At 69.2% G+C, this 10935-nt stretch carries 11 protein-coding genes; 6 read left to right on the forward strand and 5 right to left on the reverse strand.

Annotated features, from left to right (window positions below; genetic code table 11):
* The first annotated feature begins 95 nt into the window (after positions 1 to 95).
* From ACZ7SW_RS27990 to ACZ7SW_RS28000, 3 genes are read left to right on the forward strand one after another with little or no spacing between them, the layout of a single operon-like run.
* The gene (locus ACZ7SW_RS27990) at positions 96 to 788 is read left to right on the forward strand and encodes a response regulator (protein WP_470233335.1); all 693 of its coding nucleotides are present in this window, start codon (positions 96 to 98) and stop codon (positions 786 to 788) included.
* Positions 785 to 2194, forward strand: a complete 1410-nt coding sequence (locus ACZ7SW_RS27995; RefSeq protein WP_470233336.1) for an ATP-binding protein — start codon at positions 785 to 787, stop codon at positions 2192 to 2194. The genes ACZ7SW_RS27990 and ACZ7SW_RS27995 overlap by 4 nt, the downstream gene beginning before the upstream one ends.
* On the forward strand, positions 2191 to 2649 hold the full coding sequence (locus ACZ7SW_RS28000) for a hypothetical protein (protein ID WP_470233337.1): 459 nt from the start codon (positions 2191 to 2193) through the stop codon (positions 2647 to 2649). Before ACZ7SW_RS27995 ends, ACZ7SW_RS28000 begins: the two co-directional genes overlap by 4 nt.
* Positions 2650 to 2651: 2 nt before the next feature.
* On the opposite strand, the gene ACZ7SW_RS28005 is transcribed toward ACZ7SW_RS28000, so the two are convergent.
* Positions 2652 to 3821: an MFS transporter gene (locus tag ACZ7SW_RS28005; RefSeq protein ID WP_470233338.1), complete on the reverse strand. Its 1170-nt coding sequence runs from the start codon at positions 3819 to 3821 to the stop codon at positions 2652 to 2654.
* 95 nt (positions 3822 to 3916) lie between these two features.
* Between ACZ7SW_RS28005 and ACZ7SW_RS28010 the strand changes: the two genes are divergently transcribed.
* Positions 3917 to 4516, forward strand: coding sequence for a TetR/AcrR family transcriptional regulator (locus tag ACZ7SW_RS28010; protein WP_470233339.1), 600 nt, complete (start codon positions 3917 to 3919; stop codon positions 4514 to 4516).
* A 385-nt stretch (positions 4517 to 4901) separates the two neighbouring features.
* Here the strand turns inward: ACZ7SW_RS28010 and ACZ7SW_RS28015 are convergent, their stop codons facing one another.
* From ACZ7SW_RS28015 to ACZ7SW_RS28030, 4 genes are all read right to left on the reverse strand, one after another.
* Complete coding sequence (locus ACZ7SW_RS28015) at positions 4902 to 5990, reverse strand: Gfo/Idh/MocA family protein (RefSeq protein WP_470233340.1); 1089 nt, start codon at positions 5988 to 5990, stop codon at positions 4902 to 4904.
* Entirely contained in the window at positions 5987 to 6718 is a 732-nt protein-coding gene (locus tag ACZ7SW_RS28020) for a sugar phosphate isomerase/epimerase family protein (RefSeq protein WP_470233341.1), read from the reverse strand. Before ACZ7SW_RS28020 ends, ACZ7SW_RS28015 begins: the two co-directional genes overlap by 4 nt.
* Positions 6719 to 6811: 93 nt before the next feature.
* Positions 6812 to 7351, reverse strand: coding sequence for a GNAT family N-acetyltransferase (locus tag ACZ7SW_RS28025; protein WP_470233342.1), 540 nt, complete (start codon positions 7349 to 7351; stop codon positions 6812 to 6814).
* Positions 7352 to 7370: 19 nt separating this feature from the next.
* On the reverse strand, positions 7371 to 8102 hold the full coding sequence (locus ACZ7SW_RS28030; protein ID WP_470233343.1) for a FadR/GntR family transcriptional regulator: 732 nt from the start codon (positions 8100 to 8102) through the stop codon (positions 7371 to 7373).
* Positions 8103 to 8316: 214 nt separating this feature from the next.
* Here ACZ7SW_RS28030 and ACZ7SW_RS28035 point away from each other — a divergent pair, with 214 nt between their 5' ends.
* Positions 8317 to 9924, forward strand: coding sequence for an ABC transporter substrate-binding protein (locus tag ACZ7SW_RS28035; protein ID WP_470233344.1), 1608 nt, complete (start codon positions 8317 to 8319; stop codon positions 9922 to 9924).
* Positions 9925 to 9940: 16 nt separating this feature from the next.
* Complete coding sequence (locus ACZ7SW_RS28040; RefSeq protein WP_470233345.1) at positions 9941 to 10900, forward strand: ABC transporter permease; 960 nt, start codon at positions 9941 to 9943, stop codon at positions 10898 to 10900.
* Positions 10901 to 10935: the final 35 nt, after the last annotated feature.

Raw genomic sequence — 10935 nt, forward strand, 5'->3', positions numbered from 1 at the left:
CACCGGGCGGGCATGCGGGCCGGGCAGGCTGGGGCCCGGCTGTCCGCTGTGGACTGTCCGGGCGGCCGGACGGGCGGGCTGCGATAGTGGGAGACATGCCGAGGGTGCTGCTGATCGAAGACGACCAGGCCGTGCGCGACGGCCTGCGGCTGGCCCTGACGTACCAGGGTCACACGGTCGACGCGGTGGAGACCGGCGAGGAGGGCCTCGCCCGGCTCGCCGGGGACGCGGCCGACGTCGTCGTCCTCGACCTCATGCTGCCCGGGATGGACGGCTTCGAGGTGTGCCGGCGCATCCGCGCGTCCGGCGACCTGCCGATCATCATGCTCACCGCGCGCAACGACGACATCGACGTGGTGGCCGGGCTCGAAGCGGGAGCCGACGACTACGTCGTGAAGCCCGCGCAGGCCCGCGTCCTGGAGGCGCGCATCCGCGCCGTGCTGCGCCGCACCGGCGGCGAACCGCGCGGCCAGGGCGCGAAACCGGGTCCGGAACGGCACGGCGACCTCACGATCGACCGCGAGGGTCTCGTGGTCAGCAAGCACGGCACGGTCATCGGGCTCGCGCCGACCGAACTGCGGCTGCTGCTGGAGCTGTCCGCCTCCCCCGGCCGCGTGCTCAGCCGCCAGCAGCTGCTCGAATCCGTGTGGGATCAGGGCTATCTCGGCGATTCGCGGCTCGTCGACGCGTGCGTGCAGCGGCTGCGTTCCAAGATCGAGGACGACGCCGCGAAACCGGCGTACGTCCAGACCCTGCGCGGTTTCGGCTATCGCTTCGGGCCGCTGTGACCGGCTGGCGGTTCCGGGGCCTGCGCACCCGGCTGCTGGTGGCGTTCGCGCTGCTGAGCGTGTTCACCGCGCTGGCCGTCGCCGGGATCGGCTACGTGCAGGCCCGCGACGGGATCCTGCAGCGCACCCAGGACAACGCCGCCGTCGAGATGACGACCCAGCTCAAGCAGCTCTACCCGCTCCCCCGGCGGCCGGTGGACACGGGCGCGCTGCAGTCGGCCGCCGACCGGCTGAACGGCCGGAAGAACTCCGCGCTGGTGATCAGCGGCGGGCACAGCGCGGGCAACATGCCCGCCGCGGTGATCACGCCGGAACTGCGGGCGGTGGTGCAATCCGGCCGGGTCGCGTGGCAGCGCGTGGACGTCGGCGGGGTGACGCAGCTGGCGCTGGGCTCCCCGTTGCTGATCTCGACCGGCGACCGGCGGAATCCGACGATCCCCTCCGGCATCGAGGTCTACGAACTGCGCAATCTCGACGCGGAAATCGAGGCGGTGAACCGGCTCGCCCGGGACGCGTGGCTCACCGGCGGGGCCGCGCTGGTGGTGGCGCTGGTGCTTGCCGTGCTGGCCGCGAGCAGCGTGTTGCGGCCGGTTGGCGAGCTGCAGCGCGCGGCCCGCAGGCTCGGCGCGGGCGACCTCGACGCCCGGATCACCGTCCGCGGCAGCGACGAGCTGGCCAGCGTCGCCGAGACGTTCAACTCGACGGCCGACTCGCTGCAACGCCACGTCGGCGAACTGCGCCGGATGGAAGCCGACGCGCGGCGGTTCGTCGCCGACGTGTCGCACGAACTGCGCACGCCGCTGGCCGCGATGACCGCGGTCACCGACATGCTCGACGCCGAAGCGAAGCGGCTGCCGGACGCGGCGGGCGAGGCGGTCCGGCTGGTCAGCCAGGAGACGCACAACCTGGCGCGGCTGGTGAACGACCTGATCGAGGTCACCCGGTTCGACTCCGGCACCGCCTCGCTCGCGGTGGACGACGTCGATGTGGCCGAGGCGGTCCGAGCGACTCTGCGGGCGCGGGGATTCGAGGTGGAGACCGATCTGCCGGACGGGATCCGGGCGCGCGTCGATCCGCGCCGGCTCGACGTGATCGTGGCCAACCTCGTCGGGAACGCGCTGCGGCACGGCGGGGAGCCGGTGACCATCCGGTTGCGGGGCGACCAGGCGGGGATCACGCTTTCCGTCGAAGACTCCGGCCCGGGGCTGGACGAGGAGGTGCTTCCGCACGTGTTCGCCCGGTTCTACAAGGCGGATACCGCTCGCAGCCGCTCGGAAGGGAGCGGGCTCGGGCTCGCTATCGCTTGGGAGAACGCGCGGTTGCACCACGGGAAGCTGACCGCCGGGAACCGGCCCGGGGGCGGCGCGGTGTTCACGTTGCGGCTGCCGCGGGAGGTGCGGCAGTGAAGCGGGTGCTGGCGCTGATCGCAGTGTTGCTGCTGGCGGTGGGCTGCGGGGTGCGGCCCAGCGGCGTGATCCCCGGGGAAAACGCGCCCAGCGGGCCGCCTAACGGGAACAGCGGATACAACGCGACGGTGTATTTCGTGTTGAACGGGAACGTCGTGCCGGTGGTGCGCAGCGGAGTCGGCGACGTCGCCGCGGATCGGGTCCGGGTGCTGGAGCGCGGGCCGGACGAGGGCGAACGGGCCGGCGGTTACACGACGGAGCTTCCGCCGTCGTTCGAGCCGATCGCCATCGGGGTGGGCGACGCGGAGATCGGGGTCAATGTCCGGGAATTGTCGCCCAATGCCGTCTCGCAGATCGTTTGCACGGTGCTCGCGGCGGGCGGGGGCGGGGCGTCCGGAACGATCACGCTTTCCGGCGGGGGGCAAACGCTGCAGCCGCAGGCTTGCGGCAGGTGACCTCAGCCGCGAGGCTTCATCGCGGGCGCGAACACCACCGCCACCACGCACAACGCCAGCGGCAGCAGGAACGCGACGTTCAGCGGCACCCAGTGCGCCAGCCCGCCGATGATCGCCGGACCGGCCAGCAGCCCGACGTACCCGACGCCGACCACCCGCGCCATCAACGCCCCCGACGCGCGCTTGTCCAGGTTGCCCGCCGCGGTGAACAACTGCGGGACGCCACCGGAAAGCCCGAGCCCGAACAACGCCCAGCCGCACAACGACAACGGCACCCACGGCGCCAGCGACGCGATCGCCAGCCCCAGCGCCGCCAGCCCGCTTCCGTAGCGCACCACCGCGACCGGACCGGCTAGCGCGGCCACCCGGTCGGTCGCGAATCGGCCGACTGTCATCGCCACCGCGAACGAACCGTAAGCCAGGGCGGCGGTGCTTTCGGACGTCCCCAGCCCGTCTCGCAGATACAGCGCGGCCCAGTCGTTCGCGACGCCCTCCGACAGCATCAGCGCGAACGCCAGCAGACCCAGCAACCACACCACGCGGGTGGGCGTACGCGTCGGTTTGGCTTCCTCAGCGGTTTCCTCGGCAGCCTCGTCCGACGAGTCGAGCAGGTACCGGCGGACCACCAGCGAAACCACGACGCACAGCGCCCCGGTACCGCCGAGCGACACGAGCGTCGGCACGCCCGCGCCCAGCACCGCCGCGCCGACGACCGCCGCGATCGCACCGCCGATCGACCACATCGCGTGGAACGCCGCCATGATCGGCCGCGGATAAGCCCGTTCCACGACGACCGCGTGCGCGTTCATCGCGACGTCCAGCGACCCGTTGAAGAACCCGAACGCCGCGAGCGCCAGCCCGAGCGTCCACCAGTTCGCCGCGAGCCCCGGCAGCACGACCGCGACCCCCAGGAGCACCCCCGCGACAGACACGACCCGTGGATGCCCGAACCGATCGGCGAGCGGCCCGGTCACCTGCATCCCGATCAACGCCGAACCGCCGAGCACCAGCAGCAACGCCCCGAGCGCGGTGTGCGAGACGCCGGTCGCGCGCTCGATCACCGGGATGTGCACCACCCACATGCCGACCGCGAACCCGCACAGGGCGAACACGGTCCAGGTGGCGGCGCGGGCCGCGCGGGGCAGCACCGGAGACGGGGAAAGCTCGGTCATCGGGCTCGGCTCCTCTTCGGGGGTCGGGTCCAGGCAGGAACACAGGGACGGGCGGGGCATGATGGGCGGGTGGAAGCCGAACCGATCGCCGCCCCGTGAGCGGGGGCTACCTGAAGGGCAGAATCCGCCGCGACGACATCGTTTCGGCGGCCGCCGCGGTGTACGGCGAGGCGGGCTACCACGCGTCGTCCCTGCGGGAAATCGCGAAACGAGCGGGCATCACCCACGCCGGGCTGCTGTACCACTTCCCGACGAAGGAAGCGCTGCTCGCCGCGGTCCTGGAACGCCGCGACGCCGAAGACGCCGCGCGCGAACAACTGACCGCCGCCCCGCCCGGCCTGGACGTCCTGCGCCGCTTCCTCGCACTGGCCGAGCACAACGTCCGCCACCGAGGCATCGTCGACCTGTACTCGCGCCTCGCCGCCGAAGCAGTCTCCGAAGACCACCCCGCGCACGGCTACTTCGCCCGCCATTACCGCGAGGCCCGCGACAGCATCGCCCAGTCGTTCCACGCGCTCGCCGAAACAGGCGAGCTGCGCCCCGGCGTAAACCCGGACTTGGCGGCACTCACCTTCATCGCACTGATGGACGGCCTCCAGGTCCAGTGGCTCACCACCCCCACGCAAGTCGATGTAGTCGGTTCCCTCCGCCTCTCTCTGCAAACTCTCCTGACCGTCCCCCTGTTCCCGGAATAGGCGGAATCCGGAAATCTCGCCCAGATGGCCGCCGATTCCCGCTCGCCGTCCGTGAGGGGAACCCTGAGGGACTCTGATTCCCGCAGGGTTCCCCTCACGACCAGCGCGAGGTCGTGAGGGGCCCCTTCACGGACTTAGATTCCCTCAAGGAGCCCTTCACAGACCGCTAGCCCCACCCCACCTCGAACCGCAGCCAGCGCACCCACCCCAGCCAAGCACCCACACCCCCCCCGCACCCCGATACGAAGCCTCCCTGCGGTCTGGGGGTGCTTGTCAAGGCATCTTTCCCGCCTTGACAAGCACCCCCAGACCGTCAGCACAATCAGCTTCGGGGTGCCCCACGCAACAACGAGGAGCAATGTCGCCGCCAGGCGACGAGCCCCCCTCACAACGTCCGCACATACGGATCCCACCCCACCGGCAACAACTCCCCCACCTCCACCCGGCTGTCCACCTCAACCCCCACCCCGCGCTCCATCGACTCCTCCACCCCCACCATCACGTCCAGCACGTGAAACGCCAGCTCCCCCGAAGCCCGCTCCGGCACCCCGCCCCGAATCGACCGAGCCAGATCGAGCACCCCAACCCCTCGAGAAGCCGAATGCCCCACCGCACTCAACTCCTCCGGCTCCCCACCCGAATGCACCACAGTAGAACCGTCAAACCGATTAGGATCCGGCAAAACCGCCGTCCCCAACCCCCCGGTCACCTCGACAAACCCCGTACGCCGCAACGCGGAGTCAAACGTCAGCACAACCTGCGCACTACCCCCGCGCACAAACTCCACCAACGCGTTCACCGTAGTGGGCACCGTAACCGGAAACTCAGTCCCAGCCCGAGGCCCGGACCCGATCACCCGAGTCTCCCGCCCCCGCGCGCCAACCCCGGTAACCTTCCGCACAGAACCAAAAACCTGAACCAGCTGCGTCAAGTAATACGGCCCGATATCCAGCAACGGCCCGCCACCGGCCTGGTACAGGAACTCCGGCGCGGGATGCCAGCTCTCCGGCCCAGGCGTCTGAAACAAAGCCAACGCCGTAGCAGGCTCCCCGATCCGACCGGATTCCAGCGCCCGAAACGCGGTCTGCTGCCCGGCACCGAGAACAGTGTCCGGCGCGCTAGCCACCCGCACCCCCTTGTCCCGCGCCCGGTCAAGCAACTTCCGCACAGTCTGGCGATCCAGCCCGATCGGCTTCTCCGTCCAAACGTGCTTCCCCGCCTCCACCGCCGCGAGACTCACCTCGACATGCACCGCGGGCACAGTCAGGTTCACCACGATCTCAACATCCGGCAACGCAAGCAGATCCCCGACCGAACCGCTCCGAGGAACCCCGTATTTCTCCGCCTGCGCCCGAGCCCGATCGACATCGAGATCAGCGACAGCCTCGACCCGAACGTCCGGAAACGCCGTCAAATTCTCCAAATAGGTGTCACTGATAAACCCCGCCCCGACCACCCCGACGCCGACAGTCACTTCTCCACCCCGGCGAGATACGCGAAACTCTCCGCAATACCCCCGAAAACGTCCTCGTGCTGATCAAACTCCACCACCCGCAACGCTTCCGGAGCCGCGGCGAGCACTTCCCCGAGCGGCACCCGCCCTTGCCCCGCGGGCACCTGACCGCTGGCATCGGCAGCCAACGACCCGTCCTTCACGTGAATCGCGAAAACCCGCTCCCCCAACCGCTTCAGCAACGCGGGCGCGTCCTCACCGCCCGCCGTGGCCCAGTAGACGTCGATCTCCAGCACAACCTCCGAAGAGAGCTGATCCGCGAAGACCTCCAACGCATTGCGCCCGTCGATCCGCGATTCCAGCTCCCACCAATGGTTGTGGTACCCCACCCGAATCCCATACCCCGCCGCGACCTCGGCCGCGGCATTGAGCGCCGAAGCAGTAGCGGCGATATCCGCCGAATTCTGCCACTGTGCCGCCGGAACCAGCGGCTCGATAACCACCCCGATCCCCAGCTCCCGAGCCGCGGCGAACACCGCTTCCAGGTCCTTCCCCACCAACGCGGCATGCGCGGTAGGCGCACTCAACCCATGCGCCGCCAACCCGGCGCCCAGCGCCTCGACGTTCTCCACCACCCCGTACGGCTCCACCCGGCTGAACCCGATCGCAGCCAGCCGCCGCAACGTCTCGTCCGGATCAGCCGCGAACGCGTCGCGCACGGAGTACAGCTGCACCGAAGGTCCACCCATGCCAGCTCCCAGCGATAGAAGGCTTTCGCCAATTTCTACCACCTGGTCAGAATTGACACCAGGACAGAACCGGACGGGAAGCCGCGGCCTGGCTCAGCCGAGATCCTTGTGCCAGATGAGAAAATCGCACGGGGTGGCCAGCAACTGGGCCAGCTCGGGATGCGGCTCGTCGATCGTCGACGTCTCCACCACCCGGTACCCCAGCCGGCTGTACCACTGCGCGAGGAACTCCTTCGACGGATGCGTCCACTCCCGCGGCACCAACAGCTCAAGCTGCATCCGCGTACACCCCTGAGCCCGGCAGCGGTCCTCCGCGAACCGCACCAGCTCGCGCCCGATCCCCGCCCCGCGCACCTCCGGCGAGGCAGCGAGCAGACCGAACTCCCCCAGATCCTCGGCCAGCCGCTGGATCCGAACCGAACCCACCACGTCCCCGGCGAGCCGGGCGACCGCGATCTCGCCCGCGCGAACGAGCCCGGCCATCTCCGGAGCATTGGTCCGATCGGCCGAACCGGCCCACAACCCGGCTTCAGCCTTGGCGTAGACGGTGTTCACCAGCTCGGTCAGCAGAGCCACCAGCGCGGTGTCCTCAGCGGCGGACGGCGGCAGAAAAGCGATCTCCGGAGTCGTCACAACCCCAGATTAACCACACTCAGCTCGCGGCCGAGCCGGAAACCGCGGGCCGTGCCTCGCCGAAGCCGCCGTAGCGACCGGCCTTCGCGCGCTTGCGCACCTCGTCGAAATGCCGGTGCACCGCTTGCGCGGCGGCCTCCGCGTCCCCGCTCACGAGCGCGTCCACGATCGCCTGGTGCCGTTTCGCGGTGGCCGGGGCCGACGACACCGGCCCGCCCATTTCGCCTTCCGCGGCCCGGTAGACGTCCCAGAACAATCCGGTCAGCTCGCGCGCCAGGTCGAAACCCGCCTCGGCGCAGATCAGGTCGTGGAACTCGCGGTCGGCCACCGCCGCGTCCGGTCCCTTGCGGCGCATCCGCGCGACGCACGCCCGCAGTTCGCCGATCAGCTCCGGCCGGTGGTCGCGCGCGACCCGGCTGGTCAGCTCCGTTTCGATCATCTCGCGCACTTCGAGCAGATCGCGCAGCCGCCCGGCGTCGGTGCTGCCGCGGCTGCGCGTGCGGAAGAGCAGCCACGTCTGCAGCGCCTCCGACCCGGCCGCGCCGACGAACGTGCCGTACCCGTGCCGGACCTCCACGATGCCGAGCGCCTGCAGGGCCTTGACCGCCTCCCGGATCGAATTCCGGCTGACCCCGAGGTCCTCGGCGAGGCTCAGCTCGGTCGGCATCGGCGCGCCGGTCGGCAGCTGCCGGTCGACGATCAGGTCGATGATCTGCTTGGTGATCTCTTCGCTGCGTTGCGGGCGCGCCACACGTGTCTCCCGGATGTCTTTCTTGCACTGGCACGTCGCCATCGGAGGACATCCTACGTCATGATCGGCTCGTCCCGCCGCACCCGCGCGGGTGGGGACAAGCCTCTTGACCGGGGCGAGAACGGGACTTAGGGTTCCGGCAAGTCATAGGACGTCCCACGTCCTACTTCTCGATGCTTTCTGGGTGGAACACCGCATCAAGTCAGGAGACGCCATGTCCCGAACCGCCATGGGGACTTCGTTCAACCGGCGCGCGCTGCTGCGCTACGCCGGCCTCGCCGGGGCTGCCGCGGCGGTTTCGTCGACGCTCGCCGCGTGCGGCGGTCCCGCGTCGACCAACAAGACCGGCAATTCGTCCGGTTCCGTCACCGCGGTGATCGGGTACGGCAACAACCAGACCTGGGACCCGCTGCAGACCGCGTCGGCGTTCGCGATGGCGGCCATCCTGCACAGCTGCGAATCGCTCGTGGAGGGCGACCCGGTCACCCGGGAACCCTTCCCCGGCTTGGCGAAAGCGCTGCCGGCCGATCTCAAGAGCACCAAGCTGCGCTTCGAGCTTCGCGACGGCGCGAAGTGGCACGACGGCTACCCGGTGACCGCCGACGACGTGGTGTTCACCTACGCCCGCGTGCTCGACCCGAAAGAAAACGTTCTCATCCACAGCTTCTTCTCGCAGTGGCTGGAGTCGGTCGCCAAGGTCGACGCGAAGACCGTGGAGTTCACCCTGAAGTTCGCGTTCCCGTACGCGCTGCAGCGGATCCAGATCTGCAAGATCGTGCCCAAGCACGTGTTCGAGAACAACTGGAAGGCCGCCGCCGCGGGCAAGGTCGTCGGCTCCGGGCCGTACAAGATCACCGAACAGGCCCCGCTCTCGCACACCTCGTTCGAGAAGTTCGCCGACTACAACGGCCCGCGCCCGGCCGCGTACGACAAGATGCTCTGGAAGTCCATTGTGGATTCCGCGCCGCGAGTAGCGGCGATCTCCGGGGCCAAGCCGGACGCGCAGATCGCGGAGAACATCCCGCCCGCCAACGCCGAGCAGCTGCGCAAGGCGGGGCGCACGGTCGAATTCGCCGACGGCGGCAACAACCTGTTCCTCCTTTTCAACACCCAGCACTCGCCGTTCGCCGACAAGCGGGTCCGCCAGGCGCTGCATTACGCGATCGACAAGAAGAAGATGATCGAGATCGGCCTGCGCGGCACCGGCACCGCGGGCACCTCGTTCATCAACCCCAAGCTGCCCGGTTCGCAGCCCGCGTCGCAGAGCTTCGAATTCAATCCGGAGAAGGCGAAGCAACTGCTCGCCGAGGCGGGCGTCAGCGGCCTGAAGATCTCACTGTCCACGACGAACACCTCGCTGGTGCTCGACTGCGTCAAGGTGATCAAGGAGGGCTGGGACGCGATCGGCGTGCAGACCACTTTGGACTCCCAGGACACCAAGGCGCTGTTCTCCAAACTGGACAACGGAGACGACTTCCAGGTCGTGGCCACCACGAACAACCCGCTGCAGTTCGGCAACGACCCGGACCTGCTGATCCGCTATTACTACGACGCGCAATCGGTGCTCATGACGAAGTACGCGCGATGGAACGGCGACGACACCACCGCGTTGCTGGCGTTGCAGGACAAGGCAGCCGCGGAAACCGACGAGACCAAGCGGAACGGGTTGTACAAGCAATTGCTCGACCAGATTTCCGAGCAGGCGGTGATCTACCCGATCGTCTTCACGCAGATGGGCACCGCGTGGGACCCGAAGGCGATCAGCGGCGTGCGCGCCCAGGGTTACCCGGGCATCTACCTCAACCAGGCCAAACCGGTCTGAGAAGGAGGCCCGCGAAGTGACAGTCGTCGTGCGGATGCTGGCCGGTCGCATCCTCGCCCTGATCCCGCTGCTGCTCGGCGTGATCCTGTTCGTGTTCATCGTGATGCGGTTCTCGCCGGTCGACCCGGCGATGGCCGCGTTCAACGGAGCCAACGCCACCGCGGATCAGCTCCGGCAGTTCCGTGAGCAGAACGGCCTGCTCGACCCGTTGCCGCTGCGGTACGTGCACTTCGTGTGGCATCTGCTGCAGGGCGATTTCGGCACGAGCGTGATCACCAAGGAGCCGGTGGGCCAGACCATCGCCACCGCGCTCCCGCTCACCCTGCAGCTGACCCTGCTGGGCCTGGCGCTCGCGCTCGTCGTCTCGGTCGTGCTCGGCGTGACCTCGGCGTTGTTCCGCGGCCGCTGGCCGGACCACCTCATCCGGTTCGTGACGCTCGCCGGGGTCGCCGCGCCGGCGTTCTGGATCGCACTGCTGCTGGTGCAGTGGCTGGCCGTGGGCAAGGGCCTGTTCCCCACCAGCGGCTACGTCAGCCCGGCGGATTCCTTCCCCGGCTGGCTGAACTCGCTGACGCTGCCCGCGATCGCGCTGGCCGCGCCGGTCGCGGCGCAGCTGACCCGGGTGATCCGCACGTCGATGGTCGAGGAGCTCGACAAGGACTACGTGCGCACCGCGCGCGGCGGCGGGCTGCCGCCGGTCGTGGTGGTCGGGCGGAACGTGCTGCGCAACGCGCTGGTCAACCCGCTGACCGTGCTCGGCCTCCGGGTCGGCTACCTGCTCGGCGGCGCGGTGGTGATCGAGACGATGTTCGCGCTGCCCGGCATGGGCCAGAACATGATCCAGGCCGTACAGGACGGCGACACCGCCAAGGTGCAGGGCTTCGTCATCACCATCGCGGCCGGGTTCGTGCTCGTGAACCTGATCGTCGACGTGCTCTATCTCGTCGCCAACCCCCGTCTGCGGAGCCGCTCGTGACGCACCCGGCCCTCCTCTCCGTCGCCAACCCCCGC

It is taken from the genome of Amycolatopsis sp. NPDC114484, from assembly GCF_055633755.1.

What these genes read in the sequence shown, in the direction of transcription:
- ACZ7SW_RS28020 (WP_470233341.1), bottom strand. Translation starts at nt 6,718, where the DNA reads ATGGGTGGACCTTCGGTGCAGCTGTACTCCGTGCGCGACGCGTTCGCG.
- ACZ7SW_RS28005 (WP_470233338.1), bottom strand. Translation starts at nt 3,821, where the DNA reads ATGACCGAGCTTTCCCCGTCTCCGGTGCTGCCCCGCGCGGCCCGCGCC.
- ACZ7SW_RS27990 (WP_470233335.1), top strand. Translation starts at nt 96, where the DNA reads ATGCCGAGGGTGCTGCTGATCGAAGACGACCAGGCCGTGCGCGACGGC.
- ACZ7SW_RS28035 (WP_470233344.1), top strand. Translation starts at nt 8,317, where the DNA reads ATGTCCCGAACCGCCATGGGGACTTCGTTCAACCGGCGCGCGCTGCTG.